12 protein-coding genes and 1 tRNA gene are annotated in these 18,120 nt (G+C 39.0%); 5 read left to right on the top strand and 8 right to left on the bottom strand.

The window, feature by feature from the left end:
* Positions 1-65: 65 nt before the first annotated feature.
* Positions 66-1,424: an argininosuccinate synthase gene (gene argG, locus WA249_RS16895; RefSeq protein WP_009390370.1), complete on the top strand. Its 1,359-nt coding sequence runs from the start codon at positions 66-68 to the stop codon at positions 1,422-1,424.
* Between the two features lie 61 nt (positions 1,425-1,485).
* Here the strand turns inward: argG and WA249_RS16890 are convergent, their stop codons facing one another.
* The gene (locus WA249_RS16890) at positions 1,486-2,748 is read right to left on the bottom strand and encodes a GGDEF domain-containing protein (protein WP_336170454.1); all 1,263 of its coding nucleotides are present in this window, start codon (positions 2,746-2,748) and stop codon (positions 1,486-1,488) included.
* Positions 2,749-2,897: 149 nt separating this feature from the next.
* Between WA249_RS16890 and pyrC the strand changes: the two genes are divergently transcribed.
* From pyrC to WA249_RS16875, 3 genes are all read left to right on the top strand, one after another.
* Positions 2,898-3,932, top strand: coding sequence for a dihydroorotase (gene pyrC / locus WA249_RS16885; RefSeq protein ID WP_003652801.1), 1,035 nt, complete (start codon positions 2,898-2,900; stop codon positions 3,930-3,932).
* Entirely contained in the window at positions 3,917-4,579 is a 663-nt protein-coding gene (rnt, locus tag WA249_RS16880) for a ribonuclease T (RefSeq protein ID WP_336170452.1), read from the top strand. The genes pyrC and rnt overlap by 16 nt, the downstream gene beginning before the upstream one ends.
* A gap of 18 nt (positions 4,580-4,597) precedes the next feature.
* Positions 4,598-4,673, top strand: a tRNA-Glu gene (locus tag WA249_RS16875).
* A 98-nt stretch (positions 4,674-4,771) separates the two neighbouring features.
* On the opposite strand, the gene WA249_RS16870 is transcribed toward WA249_RS16875, so the two are convergent.
* Complete coding sequence (locus WA249_RS16870; protein WP_336170450.1) at positions 4,772-5,365, bottom strand: DUF2726 domain-containing protein; 594 nt, start codon at positions 5,363-5,365, stop codon at positions 4,772-4,774.
* A 296-nt stretch (positions 5,366-5,661) separates the two neighbouring features.
* On the opposite strand from WA249_RS16870, the gene WA249_RS16865 reads away from it, so the two are divergent.
* Positions 5,662-7,776: a TonB-dependent siderophore receptor gene (locus WA249_RS16865; RefSeq protein WP_336170448.1), complete on the top strand. Its 2,115-nt coding sequence runs from the start codon at positions 5,662-5,664 to the stop codon at positions 7,774-7,776.
* A gap of 62 nt (positions 7,777-7,838) precedes the next feature.
* Here the strand turns inward: WA249_RS16865 and WA249_RS16860 are convergent, their stop codons facing one another.
* The 6 genes from WA249_RS16860 to WA249_RS16835 all read right to left on the bottom strand — a co-directional run bounded on the left by WA249_RS16860 (position 7,839) and on the right by WA249_RS16835 (position 17,994).
* Positions 7,839-9,083, bottom strand: coding sequence for an NADH:flavin oxidoreductase/NADH oxidase family protein (locus tag WA249_RS16860; protein WP_336170446.1), 1,245 nt, complete (start codon positions 9,081-9,083; stop codon positions 7,839-7,841).
* Positions 9,084-9,269: 186 nt separating this feature from the next.
* Positions 9,270-10,865 (bottom strand): ABC transporter ATP-binding protein, encoded by a 1,596-nt coding sequence (locus WA249_RS16855; protein WP_336170444.1) that lies wholly within the window; start codon positions 10,863-10,865, stop codon positions 9,270-9,272.
* Complete coding sequence (locus WA249_RS16850) at positions 10,840-11,850, bottom strand: ABC transporter permease (protein WP_336170442.1); 1,011 nt, start codon at positions 11,848-11,850, stop codon at positions 10,840-10,842. Before WA249_RS16850 ends, WA249_RS16855 begins: the two co-directional genes overlap by 26 nt.
* Complete coding sequence (locus WA249_RS16845; protein WP_336170441.1) at positions 11,850-12,902, bottom strand: microcin C ABC transporter permease YejB; 1,053 nt, start codon at positions 12,900-12,902, stop codon at positions 11,850-11,852. Before WA249_RS16845 ends, WA249_RS16850 begins: the two co-directional genes overlap by 1 nt.
* Before the next feature lie 31 nt (positions 12,903-12,933).
* Positions 12,934-14,769 carry an extracellular solute-binding protein gene (locus tag WA249_RS16840; protein WP_336170439.1) on the bottom strand — a complete coding sequence of 612 codons (1,836 nt, stop codon included), beginning with the start codon at positions 14,767-14,769 and terminating at the stop codon, positions 12,934-12,936.
* 15 nt (positions 14,770-14,784) lie between these two features.
* The gene (locus tag WA249_RS16835; RefSeq protein ID WP_336170437.1) at positions 14,785-17,994 is read right to left on the bottom strand and encodes a lytic transglycosylase; all 3,210 of its coding nucleotides are present in this window, start codon (positions 17,992-17,994) and stop codon (positions 14,785-14,787) included.
* Positions 17,995-18,120: the final 126 nt, after the last annotated feature.

Here is an 18,120-nt window from a genome sequence, read left to right as displayed (position 1 = left end):
GAATAGTGCTACAATAGCCGCCATTCAGAATTCTCGAGACCACCTGTACGGGGTCTTTTTTATAAATGTTAGGATTAGCAATGACTGATAATGCAACTATCTTGCAGCATGTACCAGTAGGCAAAAAAGTTGGGATTGCCTTCTCCGGAGGCCTAGACACTTCAGCTGCTTTATTATGGATGAAACAAAAGGGCGCAGAGCCTTATGCATATACTGCGAACTTAGGCCAGCCTGATGAAGATGACTACGATGCAATTCCAAAGAAAGCAGAACAATACGGCGCTGTAAAAGCTCGCTTAATTGACTGCCGCTTACAACTTGCGCTCGAAGGTATTGCTGCAATTCAGTGTGGTGCATTCCATATCAGTACAGGTGGTGTTCCTTATTTCAATACGACTCCACTTGGCCGTGCAGTAACAGGTACAATGTTAGTTACTGCAATGAAAGAAGATGACGTAAACATCTGGGGTGACGGTTCAACTTATAAAGGTAACGATATTGAACGTTTCTATCGTTATGGTTTGTTGACTAACCCGAATCTTAAAATTTATAAGCCTTGGTTAGATCAAAACTTCATCGATGAACTCGGTGGCCGTGCAGAAATGTCACAGTTCCTGATCGACAACGGTTTTGACTATAAAATGTCAAAAGAAAAAGCGTATTCAACTGACTCAAACATGTTAGGCGCAACTCACGAAGCAAAAGATCTTGAATACCTAAATGCTGGTATCAAAATCGTTGACCCAATTATGGGTGTTGCTTTCTGGAAAGAAGAAGTTGAAATCAAACCAGAAGAAGTAACTGTACGTTTTGAAGAAGGTGTACCTGTTGCGTTAAATGGTCAAACTTTTAACAATCCAGTTGAGCTTATTCTTGAAGCAAACCGTATTGGTGGTCGTCATGGTTTAGGTATGTCTGACCAAATCGAAAACCGTATTATCGAAGCGAAATCTCGCGGTATTTATGAAGCTCCGGGTATGGCTCTTCTTCATATTGCTTACGAGCGTTTGGTTACTGGTATTCATAACGAAGATACGATCGAACAATACCGCATTAACGGTTTACGTTTAGGTCGTTTACTTTACCAAGGTCGTTGGTTCGACTCTCAAGCGCTTATGTTGCGTGAAACTGCACAGCGTTGGGTTGCTAAAGCTGTTACAGGTGAAGTTACTCTTGAACTTCGTCGTGGTAATGATTACACCATCATGAACACTGAATCTCCAAACTTAACGTACGAAGCTGAACGTTTAACAATGGAAAAAGGCGATTCAATGTTCTCGCCTATGGACCGTATTGGTCAGTTGACTATGCGTAACCTCGACATTACCGATACACGTGCAAAACTTGGCATCTATACAGATGCTGGTTTACTTTCAATAGGTCAAGGTTCTGCTATTCCTCAATTAGACAGTAAGAAAAAATAATTTTCTTATAACGTCAAAAAAGGCCACCTATTAAGGTGGCCTTTTTATTTTTAAAATTCATTCAGGCAATCTCGGCGACTTGTAAAGGCTGATAATAAATCTGGTTACGTCCAAGCTGCTTAGCCCGATATAAAGCTTGATCGGCAGCGTGAATTAAATTTTCTTGAGTGACTTTTAAACCTTCTGTGTAAACAGTAAAGCCCAAACTAATCGTTACATGCGTAGAAACCAACGATGCCTCATGGGGTATCGCTTGACGTTCTATAGCTTTATAAATATTGGCAGCCACAGCATAGGCACCTTGAGCAGGTGTTTTCGGCAAAAGAACGACAAACTCTTCTCCGCCATATCGGGCAACAAAATCAACATGACGAATCGAATTTTTAATTGCAGAGGCAATAGCCGAGATGACCTTGTCCCCCATCTGGTGCCCATAAAAATCGTTATAGTTTTTAAAAAAATCGATATCAATAAATAAAACGGCCAATGGTCGTTGTTCTTGCTTTGCCCGATAGTAAAAAAAGTCAAACATCTCATCGAAAGTACGTCGATTAGAAATTTTAGTGAGCGCATCTTGCTGACTTAAATGAAGCAACTCAGATGCCTCAATACGTAAAATCTTTTCATTAAGCTCAGCAAGCTGATTATTTAAAAAAAGACTTCTTTCTCTAGACGTAAGCATCGTACTAATTGAAAAACCTAAAATACAGCTACCAAACAATGCCCGCCCCAAAGCAATATAGTCACAATTCGCTTGCAATAAAATCAATGAAGAAAAAACAAAAATTGCTGCTGTTAAACCCACATAAAGCATGTGCAAAGGTTTTATACCGCTCAAAATAAATCCGAGCATATATAAAAAAGAAAGCAGCAACATCGACTGATTTTTAAGAGCGATATTTCCTACACTAAGCAGCAACATTCCATTGAAAATAATGGTAAAAAATACAATCCCGCACGCAGCGATGTAAAAATATTCAGTGAGTTTTTTAAACTTGGCAAAAACCCAAAATAGCAGCAGCGCACAAGCAATATTAATTGCACTCAGTAAGCAATAAATAAAGTCCCAAGTAATGTAAGGTACACCGATCACCAAGTAGTCTGTAGGTAGCGCTAACAAAATAAAAATGAGATAGGTGAAAACACCACTTGCTAAAAATTTTGAGATATTTTGTTTAGTTCGTTCAAGATTTAAGCACCAGAACTTTTTTTCTAATTGATGAGGCAAAGGTATATTGGCATAACGATGGGTATGTAAAGTTACCAGATATTCTATTTCTTCTTTTGCTTTGAGTAATTCATGTACATTTCCCGTATTTACCACTACTCGATTCCTGCCTATTACACATTAACAAAATATAACATTATTTTTTAAGGCCTCTTGTGCTTTATTTTGCCATTTGTCCGTAATTCCCGTTACCATTTTCACACTTTATCGATTATCATTTGTTTTATTTCGAAGTTTGAACTGCCTTGGACTCTATTACCCTGCTCCAGCCAGATGACTGGCATGCACATTTACGTGATGGTTTAGCATTAAAACGTACTGTACCTGATTTGGCTAAACAGTTTGCTCGTGCGATCTGTATGCCAAACCTTGTTCCGCCAGTGAAAACTGTGGAAGAAGCATTGGCTTACCGTGAACGTATTCTTGCTCATGTTCCAGAGGGTCTCAATTTTGATCCGCGTATGGTGCTTTATTTTACTGACTTCACCTCACCAGACGAAGTTCGTAAAATTAAAGAATCTGGACATGTGAATGCAATTAAACTTTACCCAGCGGGCGCGACCACCAATTCTGATAATGGTGTGAGTGATATCCGTAAGGTTTATGCAGTTATTGAACAATTAGAAGAACATCAAGTTCCGTTATTACTTCATGGCGAAGTCACTCATAACCATGTCGATATTTTTGATCGTGAAAAACGCTTCCTTGACGAAGTACTCAACCCGCTTTTAAAACAATTTCCAAAACTTAAAGTGGTACTTGAGCACATTACAACAAGCGATGCGGCTCATTTTGTGTTAGAACATGACCGTAATGTTGCTGCGACAATCACTCCTCAGCATTTATTATTTAACCGTAATGATATGTTGGTTGGTGGTATTAAACCGCATTTTTATTGTCTGCCAATTTTAAAGCGCCAAACACACCAAACAACTTTGCTTGAAGTTGCAACGAGTGGTAACCCTAAATTTTTCTTGGGTACAGACAGTGCACCTCACTCACAAGATGCAAAAGAAAATGCGTGTGGCTGCGCGGGCTGTTATAGTGCACCTAATGCAATTGAGCTTTATGCCCAAGCATTTGACCAAGTGGGTAAATTAGAACGCCTAGAAGGTTTTGCTAGCCATTTTGGTGCAGACTTCTACGGTCTACCACGTAATACTTCTACCATTACTTTGGTAAAAGAAGATAATCTTGTACCAGAATCTTTTGATTATTTAGATGATCAAAAAATTATCCCGCTGCATGCCGGGAAAACGCTGCAATGGAGAAAAGTGTGACACAAGAAACCTCTGTCCCGGTCATTGGCCAACGTTTTCGTGGCTTCTTACCTGTTGTTGTTGACGTTGAAACGGCAGGTTTTAATGCCCAGACAGATGCATTGCTAGAAATTGCGTGCATTCCAATTGTGTATGATGCTCAGGGACAATTTGTCCCTGGTCCAGCATTTCATGCGCACATTAACCCGTTCGAAGGGGCTAACCTCGACCGCCGTTCGCTAGACTTTATTGGTATTGATCCATTCAATCCAATGCGTATTGCAATGGCTGAAGATGAACGGACTGCATTACGCCGTATTTTTAAATCAGTAAATGACGTTCGTAAACAGCAACATTGTACGCATGCTGTTTTGGTCGGTCATAACGCTCATTTTGATCTTGGTTTTGTTCAAGCTGCAATTGCACGTACAAGCACAAAAAACCAGAATCCTTTTCATAGTTTTTCAGTCATGGATACAGTTACTTTAAGTGCTGTAATGTTTGGACAAACTGTCCTTGCTAAAGCATGTATTCAAGCTGGAATTGAGTTCGATGGTAAAGAAGCACACTCTGCTTTATACGATACTCAGAAGACTGCTGAACTGTTTTGCTATATTTTGAACAAACTGTCTCCTTACCTACTTGACAGTTTGGTGGCGGCTTCTTAAGATACCGCCATCCTCAACGTCCCTATCGTCTAGAGGCCTAGGACATCGCCCTTTCACGGCGGTAACCGGGGTTCGAATCCCCGTAGGGACGCCAATTTCTTTTATAAGAAATTCATTTCAAAAGCACATCTTTTAAATTACATTATCTCACTTCAAATTTTATCCATGAGATAGCTTCGTATTTTTCAAAATTTAAGATTTCAACTTTATTTCGTCAATATGTGATGAAGGTTGTACTGTTGGATCATCTCTCTGCATAGTTATTACATCAGCGACAAACTTTGTTCTTATCCCACTTGAGTTTGGTTCTATTGAAACTTGGGCTAATGAAATTGTTGAAATATTAAAATCAGCATGTATTTGTGCAAGCTCTGGTGTTCTTTTATAACGTATAACTCTAAAACCAGCTTCCCGAATTAAAGCATCTCGCTCTGCATCAATTTTTTCTTTCCCCTTATGACTCGAATCATCTAGTTCAACAATAGCAACAATATTAAATGCCCTATCTAACACAATAAAATCAGCAACTTTACGATTAAACAAATTACGTGTCGCATATCCTTGCGCTGTCATAAAAGCACTAAAAGCAACCTGCGCTAAAATAATATGTTCAGGCAAAGCTTCTCTTAGTTTCATAAAAGTCGGCTGTTCATTCATAGTAATGATACGTTTCCCCTTAATTGGGGTACGTTTTTCATTCCCGCCTTTGCTTTCCCCTTTCTTTAAAAGACTTAAAATTGCTAATATAATTATGGTCAACAAAAACATGCCAATAAGCATAGACATTAAACTTCCCCTTGATAAAAATAAAAAAACTATCTTGATTTTCAAAAAATCTAATTTAAAACGATTAGCTATTAAATATTTAATTGATTTTAAAGCTATTCTTTATGTATTTGATGCTCTATTTTAAACTGTAATTTATAATTATTTAAACCCATCTTTTTATACTCTTAATTCTTATATTTCCAAATAAAATACACTTGTCTAGACTTATCACTGATTTTGTATTCCTTTTACACACAGTTACATTATAATAATTCTTATTTCTATACTGATATTTATTATCAACAAGGTATTAAATGGATCTTAAGCTTCGCCTTCTCTCCCTGAGCATTGCTCAATTTTGCTGTTTATCAACTGCTTTTGCAGAAACAGATATTTCTTCAACGACTCTTGCGACGATTAAAATTAAAGCTCAACAAGGATCTGACCAAGCTTATAAGGTAGAGAATTCGAGTAGCGCAACGCGTAGTGAAATCGCATTAAAAGATACGCCACAATCTGTCAGTGTGGTGACTCAAAAAGTAATTGAAGATATTGGAGCAACACGTTTAATCGAAGCACTTGATTTAGCTGGCGGTGTTACTCGTGCTAATAACTTTGGCGGTCAAGGCTTAACAGGGTTTAACCTACGTGGTTTCACCAGTGGTGAATTTTACCGTAATGGATTTCCGATTAACCGTGGTTATCCGAACGCTCCAGATAGCAACACGATTGAACGCGTAGACGTTTTACGTGGCCCCTCTTCCAGCTTATATGGTCGTGGTGACCCGGGTGGTACGTTTAACTTAATTTCTAAAACTCCAAAGTCTGAGCAACAAACCACTTTAGGCGCGCAGCTTAACAGTGAAGGTTTATATCGCACCACTGTCGACACGACAGGCACTATTCCAAATGCAGAAAATATTGGTTATCGCCTAAATGTGATTGCAGAAGGCGGTGATAGTTATCGCGATGGTGTCGAATCTAAACGTTATGGAATTGCACCAGTCATTCAATGGCAAGCTTCCGACGCGACTAAAGTTACCTTTGAGGCCGATATTTTACGGAATCAACATCCGCTTGATCGTGGTCAAACACGCTATGCAGGTCAGAAGTCTTTTAATAGTTCACCAGAAACTTATTTGTGGGAAACAGGTAAATATAACAACCGCCTCTACAATGATAACAATATGACTCAATTACGAGTCGAACATGACCTTGGAAATGACTGGAAGCTTAATGCGGGTATGCAATACTTAAATGGCAAATTATATGGCTATGCAGTAGAAGCAAATGGCGTTCAAAATGACGGCGAAACTTTAGGCCGAAATTACAACTACCGCGAATTAAAATGGCAAGATACCGATGCCCAAATTAACTTAACAGGTAATTTCCAGCTTTTAGGTTTAACACATACCTTAGTGACTGGGCTTGAATATGAAAATTATGATTACAAGTCCTACATTATTCGTTCAAGTGGTGATGTCGGTAGTTATCCTATTAATATTTATAATCCTGTTTTAGGCCAACCGCTGCCTGAGCTTAATCGGGTTACGACACACGACCGCGAAAACTTAAAAACAACTGCCCTTTTTGTACAAGACCAAATCGATTTAAATGAACGTTTAAGTGCACTGCTGGGCTTGCGTTTTGAGCACTACGAACATGATTACAAAAACCTATTACCAAATACTGCAAATTGGAATACCAGTGATGATGCATTTATTCCACGTTTAGGTTTAGTTTTTAAAGCCCGTGATGACCTTTCAATCTATAGCAATGCTGCAAAATCTTTTAAACCAAACACTGGTGCTAACCGTAATGGAGAAGGATTTGACCCAGAGGAAGGTATGGCTTACGAGTTAGGCTTTAAATGGCAAGCACTCGATAATATGTTAACGGTTGACTCTGCTATTTTCTATGCAAAAAAAGAAAATGTCTTAACTATCGATCCTACAGATTCAGCCTATAAAGTTGCTGCTGGTGAAGTTCGTAGCCGAGGTATTGAGCTAAATGTTGCGGGGCAAATCACTCCTGCTTGGAAAATTATTGGTGGCTATGCCTATACAGATGCAGAAGTAACTAAAGACAATAGTCTGCAAAAAGGAACAGCTCTAGCCAATATTCCAAAAAATAGTTTTAATCTTCTAAATATCTATGAATTTCAGGATGGCCCTTTACAAGGCTTAGGTCTAGGGATTAATCAAAAATATATTGATAAACGTGCAGGACAAACAGCAAATAGTACTTACACCATGAAAGGTTATGCGGTTACAGATTTGGTTTCTTACTATCAAGCAACACCAAAACTTCGTCTTAACTTAGATCTGAAAAATATTTTTGACAAAGTTTATGATGAAAGTGCTTTCAATTTATATGCTTATCCGGGTGAATCACGTACTATTCAATTGGGTATGAGCTATACGTTCTAAATTATAAATAAAGCTGCCATTTCACCTATGAAAATGGCAGCTTTCCTTTAAATATATTTACTTTACGCTGACTTACGTGAATTCACTTGTCCTTGAATCACCGCTTTAATATTGCCTTTGGCATAATTTAAAAACACCACTAGTGGTGAAAGTTTTGGATTTGGCTTTTTACCCTTGCCAATGGTTTTAAATTGAGCGGCGTACCAAATGATTTCCATAATTGCCATTTTATCGACAAAAGGTAAGCCCGTTTTAATCGGTTTTACGGCATAACGTACATCTTGCCCTGCAATTAAACGTTCTGTTAAATCGGTTTCCACAGCAAATGGGCGAGCAATACCAATGAAGTCACATGCACCACTTGCGAGTGCAGCATTCATGCCCTCCACGGTACGGAACCCACCTGTTACCATGAGTTTACACTTAACATGCTGGCGGATTTTCTCAGCAAAATCTAAAAAGTATGCCTCACGCGCAATCGTGCTTGCTTTACGTTTATCCGCCTTAGCTCCAGCCATTGCTGGTGCCTCATAAGTACCACCTGAAATTTCAATTAAATCGATACCAGCTTCATCTACTGCTTTAAACACTGAAATCACATCTTCTTCGCTAATACCGCCACGCTGGAAGTCAGCCGAGTTAAGCTTCACTGAAATAATAAAATTATCTGAAGTCGCTTCACGTACCGCTTTATAAACCTCTAGTAAAAAACGGCTACGATTTTCAACTGAACCGCCCCATTGATCTGTGCGCTTATTGGTTAATGGCGATAAAAACTGACTAATTAAATAACCATGTGCACCATGTAATTGCACGCCTTCAAAACCTGCTTTTTCACAAATGTGAGCTGCTTTCGCAAAACGATTAATAATATCTAGAATTTCATCATGACCAAGTTCACGTGGCGTTCCAAACATAGTGGCTAAAGCTGGGCTAAAAGGTACCGCAGATGGAGCTACAGTTTCTTTATTTAATCCTTTTGGACACTGACGGCCTGGGTGCGACAATTGAATCAACTGAACCATGCCATATTTTTTACCTAATGCCGCCCACTCTTTTAAACGCTCTAAATCCCGCTCAGTTTCAATGATAACAACGCCCGGTTCATTTTTTGCTCTGGCATTTACCATGACATTACCAGTAATGGCACACCCAAGCTCACCTTTTGCCCAAGCACCATATAAGCCCAAATGTAAATCATTTGGTTGGCCTTCATAATTTGCAAGCGCCTCACTCATCGCACCTTTAATAATTCGGTTTTTAAAGGTGGTATTACGAATTGTGATAGGTTGAGCAATCTGGTTCATGGTTAACCTCTTTTTTTGAATTATAGAGCAATTACTCTAATTTAAATGAGTTATTGGGCGTGTCAAGACATAATCGATAACTGACAATAGCACATGTCAATTTTAAAGAATATAAAAATATGCAACTTTTTGCATAAGTTCAAAATTAAATTTATTCTATTAAAAACAAATAATTAAAATAAAATCTTAAAGAGATGCTTTAATTAATTGTCTAGTATATTCAGTTTGAGGCTTAGAAAATAGGAGTTCAGTTTCCTGAAATTCAACAACTTTGGCATGACGTAATACCATCACTTTATGGCACAGTGATTTCACTATATTTAGATCATGACTAATAAAAATATAACTTAATTGCTCAGTTTGCTGTAATTGTCGCAACAACTTGATTATAGCTTTTTGTGTGGTCCGATCTAAGGCCGATGTAGGTTCATCCAAAATTAAAAGTTTCGGCTGAACCACCAAAGCTCTAGCTAAGGCCACACGTTGACGTTGGCCACCCGAAAGTTCATGAGGATAACGATGTTGAAAATCTTCAGCCAATTCAACTTTTATCAAGGCAGATTCAACTTGCTGGATTACCTCTTTTTCATTCACAGCTTTTAGCTTTAATCCTTCAGCAATAATCTGCCCTACCGTCATACGTGGGTTTAAACTGCCAAACGGGTCTTGGAATACAAGTTGAAAATCTGATCTCATCAACCGTAGCACTTTTGGCTGTAACTGATTCAAATCTTGCCCTAAAAAAACAATTTGCCCTTTACTCTTAACAAGCTGAACCAAAGCAAGGGCTAAAGATGACTTACCCGCACCACTTTCACCAACCACTCCAAGTGATTCACCTTGAGCAAGATCGAAACTCAAATCTTCTATTGCAGTGAAATACCCTTGAATGCGATTTAAAATTCCTTTTCTTATAGGAAATTGCACACTGAGCTGTCGAACTGATAAAACATTCTGTTGAGCAGGTCTAGACTCTACACTTCCAAAATCATGATCTAACAACTGTGCTGTATAAGCTGTTTTAGGGTTTGCAAAGATTTGGCTCAGTTCACCTTGCTCTACTACATGCCCACTTTGCAATACAATCAGTTTCTCAGCATAGCGATGTACTAAATTTAGGTCATGGCTAATTAAAATAAGTGCCATTCCATATTTTGCTTGTAAAGATTTTAATAGCTCTAAAATCTGTATCTGTAAGACCACATCCAGCGCAGTAGTAGGCTCATCAGCAATCAAAACTTTAGGCTGAAGCGCTAATGTCATCGCAATCATGACACGTTGTTTTTGTCCACCAGAGAGCTCATGTGGATAGCGTTTTAAAATTTGTTCTGGTTCAACAATTCCCACATCTTTTAGCAGCTCAACTATTCGCTGTCGAACCTCGTGTTTTGAAAAACCTGATAAAAGAAGGTTTTCTCCTACAATTTTTTCAACCCGATGTAGCGGATTTAACGCAGTAGCAGGCTCCTGAAAAATCATAGCAATTTGTCGACCACGTAAATATGATTGAGCTCTCTCATTTAATTCAAACATGTTTTGTGAGCCAATCCAGACCTGACCCGTTACTTCTAATTTCTCTTGTAACAATCCCATTATTGCTAAGCAGCTCATCGATTTACCAGAACCACTTTCTCCCACAATAGCGAGTGTTTCACCGTCACTTAAGTAAAAATTTAAATCTTCCAATAAAATCTTTTGGTCTTTAGTCTGAACCGAAAGATGTTCTACCTTTAATAACGTTGAGGTGATATTTAAATTATTTTCTTGGGTCAAACGCATCACGGGCCGCCTCCCCAATATAAATTAAAAGTGAAAGAACGATAGCCAGACTAAAAAAGCCTGAAATTGCTAGCCATGGCGCATCTAAATTATTTTTACCTTGCAACAATAACTCGCCTAAAGATGCTGCATCGGGTGGCAGCCCATAGCCTAAAAAATCAAGAGCGGTTAAAGCACTAATATTAGTCGTTAAAATAAAAGGTAACTGAGACAAAGTCGAATTAATCGCATTGGGCAAAATATGCCTAAAAATAATAGCGCGATCGGTCACTCCCAATACTTGGGCTGCACGAACATAATCCAGCTGGCGAGCTTTTAAAAATTCTGCTCTGACAATACCCACTAAAACAGTCCAGCCAAAAAATAGCATAATGAAAAAGAGCCAATATACATTTGGAACAAACATACTGACCAAAATCATGACCATAAAAAGCATGGGTAAGCCATTCCAGACTTCAACTAAACGTTGTCCTAATAAATCTACCCAGCCGCCATAGTAACCTTGAATAGCACCTACAGTAATGCCAAATAAAGCGGAACAAAAGGTTAAGGCTAAACCGAAAAGTAAAGATACTCTTAAGCCATAAAGAATGCGGGCAAAAACATCCCTTCCCTGATCATCTGTTCCCAACCAATTTTGTTTGGAAGGTGGTGATGGCACAGGAACGGCCAAGTCTAAATTGGGAGTTTGATATGAAAATTGAATGAGGGGCCAAACTGCCCATCCTTTATGATTAATGAGTTCTTGTACAGCGGGATCTTTATAATCAGCTTCTGTTTCAAACACCCCACCAAACGTTGTTTCCGGATATGTTTTAAACACAGGCAAATAGTAAGAATCTTCATACTTCACTAGCAGCGGTTTATCGTTAGCAATCAACTCCCCAGCTAAGGACAAAATCAAAATCAGACTAAATAGAATAAAGCTGGCCCAACCCAATTTATGCTGTCTAAAACGTTGTAATCGTGTCCGCACAATTAAAGACATTATTTGCCTCCTTGCGCGTCAAAGTGAATCCGTGGATCAATCAATTGGTACAACACATCACAAATGAGACGTAAAATTAAGCTAAATAAAGTAAAGAAAAATAAAACTCCAAAAATGACAGGATAGTCGCGCTGGACAATTGCTTCAAAGCCCAACAAACCGACCCCATCTAAATGAAAAATAATTTCTACAAAGAGATTACCCACAAAGAAAATACCCGCTAACACTTCTGGCAAGCCTGCGAGCACAACTAAAATGGCATTACGAAAAATATGCTTATATAAGACTTGTTGGCTGTTCAAACCTTTTGCATAGGCTGCCAAAACGTAGGGTTTATTGAGCTCTTCTAAAAATGAATATTTAGTTAAATACGTTAAACTGGCAAAACCGCCTAATACCATGGTAATCAGTGGCAAAGTCATATGCCATAAATAATCGATAACTTTGCCCAAAAGACTAAATTGATGAAAGTTATCTGATACTAAATTTTGTAAGGGAAACCATTGAAAATAAGAGCCGCCCGCAAAAAAAACAACTAACAAAATGGCAAATACAAAACTCGGTACAGCATATCCCACCATAAGAACTAACGAGGTGGACCGATCGAACCACGAACCTTGTTGTCTTGCCTTCTTAATTCCCAGCGGAATAGAAATTAAATAAATCAGAAAAGTGCTCACCAGCCCAAGTGAAATCGAAACAGGTATTTTTTCCCACAACAATTGCACGACTGGCTTATCTTTAAAGAAACTTTGTCCAAAATCTAAAGTTAAATAACCTTTTAACATTAGAAAAAAACGTTCAGGAGCAGAACGATCAAAGCCGTACTGTGCCTTAATTTGCTCAACCATTTCGGGGCTTAAACCTTGAGCACCTTGATAATAAGTTTCTGCACTTAATGCACGACCAATTCCCAAATCGCTTTGTGCCTGATGTATTGCTTGCTCAACTGGCCCACCCGGTGCAATTTGCACAACCACAAAGTTAATTAATAAAATGACAAACAATGTGGGAATCATTAAAAGAAGTCGCTTGAGAATATATGAACCCATATAACAGGATTTCCTTTATGGCAGGTGCTTTTTATTGTTGATGTAAATATTTAGCAACTGTTTTGGCTTTGTTTGCATTACTCCACCAATATTCTATCCCAGAAGAAAGTGCTGGTTTAACTTTAGGTTGTTGATACATATTCCAATAAGCATACCAGTTTTCACCTTTACCATAGGTCGGAATTTGATAATAACCAGCTCTAAGCAATCGATCGAGAATGCGAGTATAAATAATCTGTTGTTCACGGCTTTTACTTACAACAAGTTTTGAAATCACTTGATCAATTACGGGGTTGCGAATACCCGCATAATTGTAATTTCCATCCTGCGCTGCGGCGATACTTCCCCAAAACTGAGTTTGTTCATTGCCTGAGTTGAGAGATTGCGGCAGATTCATCGTTGTCATATCAAAATCGTAACGGCGAGTCCGTTCTAAATATTGCGGAGCATCGACCTGACGCAAATTAATCGCAATGCCTAACTTTTTTAAGTTACGAATAAAAGGTAAAAGTGTTCGTTGTTTACCATCTTGCTGAATTAAGAACTCAAGCTGAACTTTTTTTCCTTCAGGTGTAAATAACTGCCCTTCTTTAACTTTATAACCAGCCTGTATGAGTAATTGCCGTGCAGTTAACAAATTCTGACGGTTGAACCCACTCGCATCCGACACTGGGTACTTCCAGTCTGCTAAAACCCCTTGCTGCATGAGTGGAGATAACTTAGGCAATAACGGTTTTAATATTGCTAATTCAGACTTGGAAGGTCGACCCGTTGCTGCTAATTCACTATTTTCAAAATAACTTTGAAGACGTTGATATTGACCATAAAACAAAGCTTTATTTTGCCATTCAAAGTCATAGGCATAGGTTAAAGCTTGCCTAAAACGAATATCATTTAAAGGTTTTCGTCTGGTGTTAAACACATAACTTTCAGTGGCGATAGGATTGTGGTGACGAAATTTATATTGAGTAACCAATCCTGCTTTTACGGCTGGAAAACGGTAATCTGTTACCCATTTTTTTGGATTAGTTTCTTCATGCAAAGTGTATTGCCCAGATTTAAATCCTTCAAAAGCAATATCCCAATTTCGATAATAGACATATTTTAATCGGTCAAAATTATAACGCCCCTTGTTAATAGGCAAATCTTTTGCCCAATAATTTGGGTTTCTTTTATAACTAATGCTTCTACCTGCATCAACTCGTTCAACTACATATGGCCCCGAACCAATAATCGGTTGTAAAGTAATTCGGCTAAAATCTCTTCTTTGCCAATTTGCTTTTGAATAAATCGGTAAGGTTGCCAAAATGAATGGCATTTTAGGATTATGGTTAGACTTAAAACTAAACTTTACCTGATGAGCATTGATAACTTCTGTTTTTCCCAAATCAGCAAGGTACATCTGTAAGCCTAAATTGGACTTCGTCTGATAGGCATCAAAACTAAATTTAACATCTGCCGCAGTGACTGGCTGTCCATTACTAAAACACGCTTTAGGGTTTAAATAGAAAGTAACAGACTGCGTTTTTTCTGGGTCATAACTCACTTTCTCAGCCAAAAGAGGATATAAAACTCCGACCTCATCTAGTGATTGGGTCATTAAGGTATCAAAAAGATAATTAACGCCCTCTGTAGCATTCCCTTTACCATTCATACTATTGAGGTTATCAAAAGTTCCTTGAGCGGCCTGACTTAACAGACCACCTTTAGGGGCATTCGGGTTTGCATATGGCATAGCCATCATTCCTAAATATTTAGGCTTGGAATGAATCGCTATATATGATGTGGTTTGCTGTGCAGAAAAAACTGCATGCGAAACGACACTGAGCCCGACTAGCAGGCTCAGTTGAAAAGATGATTTATGCATAAGTTGCTAATTATTTTATAAATTAGGCACTTTAATGACATCGCCAATGCGAAGCTGAGTAGAAGGTGTCAAATTATTTAGCTCAGCCAAGAAATTGGTTTCTAAACCATATTTGCTGGCAAGGCCAATTAATGTATCCCCACGCTTCACTTTGTATTCCACAACAGTTTTTGGAATCACAATATTTTGGCCACGCTGTAAATTAGCACTCGCTTTTAATGCATTCATTTCAGCAAGTTCACGCACTGAAATGCCTGCACGACTCGCAATACTATTTAAAGACTCACCAGCTTTTACAGTATATTTTTCAGTGTTTTTACCCGCTGCAACTGTTTTAGTTGATGACTTTGTCTCTACTTTAGCTGTTTCTACTGTAGGCACATCACCTGTTAGCTTTAAATGCTGTCCTACACGCACACTACTGTTACGAGACAACCCATTTAAGGCTGTAAGGTAATCTAACTGTAAATGATAGCGATTGGCGATGCTTCGTAGGTTATCACCCGATTTAACTGTATAAGTATCTGGTGTTTCATCTTTAGCATTTTTAGTAGTAGAAGCCTTGCTCGGTGCTTCAACCTCACCTGTCAATTTTAAACGCTGACCAGCACGGACACCTGCGGTACGAGATAAACCGTTTAAATCAGCTAAATAGCTTGTTTGTAAGTTATATTTAGCTGCAATCGCATGCAAACTATCGCCCGACTGTACAACATAGTGGTCTGGAACACTTACACCCGCGGGTACTTTCAAGTTTTGACCAAGTTGTACATGACTACTGGCTTTTAAGTTATTCAGTTCTGCAAGTTCAGCTAAGCTAATTTTAGACTTGGTCGCAATACTTGATAATGTATCACCACGCTGCACTTTATAACTTTCAGTCTTATATGATGGACCTGCTGCAAGTTTTTCATATTTACCAGAAGCTTTGTTGTCATCACCTTCATCGACAGCAACTTCTTTTGCAGGTACATTAATTTTCTGACCAACCATTAAATTACTACCAGCTGACAACCCTGGTGTTAATTCAGCAAGTTCTTGATTAGAGAGCACATAACGATCCGCAATTAACTTCAAATATTCGCCGCGTTTAACTGTATAGCTCTTTGTCGCAATACGACGTGCATTTGCCTGAACTGCTTTAGCCTCTGCCTTAGCAGAATTACGGTTGCCTTTAGGTTCTTTCAAATGCAGTTTCTGACCAACAAACAAACCATCGGTCACTGATAAATCGTTATATTCAGCCAATTGTTTTACTGACAAATTAAACTGATTAGCAACACCGCTTAAACTGTCGTTAGCCTCAACTACATATACATCCGGTTTGGCCGTACTCTTAGAAGTAGTTTGAGTGTCTTGTGGCTTAGCATCATAAAGATAAAGCGTTGACCCTACATATAACGTCTTTTCAGGGTCAATCTGGTTCCACTTAGCAACATCGCGCCAGTTCACGCCATTTTTCATTGCAATAACGGCTAAAGTATCACCCGGTAAAACAGTATAGGTACTACGCTTACCTTTCGGCTGCACCACAACCACATCTGTATCTGTCTTGACGTAAGGTTTATCTTTATTGCGCTGTGCCTCTTCAGAGTTCGCAACACTTGCATCTTCAGCTAAAGTTTTTGGATAAGCAAAACCTTTACTGACTTCTTTACCTTGCTGTTCTGCAACTGACTGGCTCGTCTGAATTGCGGTTAACCTAATTTTGCCATCATACGGATCGACAATTTCAGTTCCTTTAGGCGCGATTGCTTTTAATTCAGCAACGACTTGATCTTTTTCAGCTTGAGTTGCTTGCGGTTGTAAAGCTTGATCTACAGTCTCTTTTACACCTTCAGCGCGAACTGCCGCTAAAATCTTTTCACGTTCAGAAGCCGAAATTGGTGGCTCCATCTTAACAGGCTTTTTAATGTTAGCTGCATTGGTCACAGCTACAGGAATACGCGGTGCGCTCGGTACATCCGCTGAAGCTGCAAAGGCAGCTAACGCATCAGAACCACGTGGTGTAGATTTTGATGAACTATTCTTCACTGGTGAAGATGGTTTAACTGGCTGAACTTGAGTTGTAGGCGTTGTTCTTGTTGTCACTGAAGTAGAAGGACTAACTGTCGTCGGTTTAGATGGTGAAGTTACATTAGCCCACCAACCTGAACTACCACCCGATTTTGTTCCTTTTAATTTATTATCAATTGAAGGACTTAAATCTGCTGGAATCAAAATACGCATTGGACTTGCAGGGTCTACTGCTTCACCACGATATCCGGGGTTCAATGCATAAAGTTCTGAACGGCTTAATCCTGCGGTAGAAGCAATTTCATTTAAAGTTAAAGGTGCAGATAAAGTCACTTCACGGAAATGGGGTCTATTTGCAATTGGCGGTAGTTCGACACCATAAGCCTTTGGATTTTTAATAATTTGAGCAACAGCTAAGAAACGTGGAACATAGTTCATTGTTTCTGCAGGCAATTTTAATGACCAATAGTCAGTTGGTAAACCAGCAGCTTGGTTACGGTTAATCGCTTGTTGAATACGTCCCGGGCCAGCATTATAAGCCGCTAAAGCAAGTTCCCAAGAACCAAATTGATTATAGAGGCTTCCCAAAAATTCATAAGCTGCGCGAGTCGATTCAACCACATCTCGGCGCCCATCATACATACCAGTTTGCTTTAAGCCATAAATACGACCAGTACTTGGAATAAACTGCCATAGCCCTGCTGCTGCTGCGCTACTTGTTGCAGCTGGATCATAAGAACTTTCAATTACCGGCAATAACGCAAGTTCTGTCGGTAAGCCACGGCGTTCTGCTTCTTTCACAGTATGGTACAAATAACGACTGGCACGAGCACTCAAGCGATCAAGGTAAGGCTGACGAGAAATAAACCAACTACGCTGAGCTTCAATACGTGAATCCCAATGATTCAAGTCCATTTTGAAACCAACTGACATACGCTTCCAGACATCACCATGCTTTAAAATAAGCAGACGATCACCTTCTACAGCACGCATATCGGTTGCTGAAAGTAAGTCTTCCAAAGAGTCAAGACTACTCGCATCTAAATAACCTGCACCACTGACTTGTTTCGATTTTGAGGTTTTTGCAGATTGCGGAGTCGATGAACAGCCTGTTGTAATACCCAACGCAGCTAAAGCAGAGCTAAGTACGGTAATTTTGAACAATGATGCCGCAGATGGCTGCCACACAAATGTGGTTGGTTTATACATAAAAACTTCCAAACAACTCGCGTAATATTTTTTGGGGTCTGGCCACAAACCCTAGGTCTTCGATGCCATTGTAGTAAAGCGTGCAAGATAGACAAGGCAATAATTTGATGTCATTTGCATGGAAAT

The organism is Acinetobacter sp. 161(2023), assembly GCF_037027805.1.
Lineage (GTDB): Bacteria > Pseudomonadota > Gammaproteobacteria > Pseudomonadales > Moraxellaceae > Acinetobacter.
The sequence above is the reverse complement of the archived record's forward strand: the minus strand, read 5'-3'. Positions and strand labels throughout refer to the sequence as shown.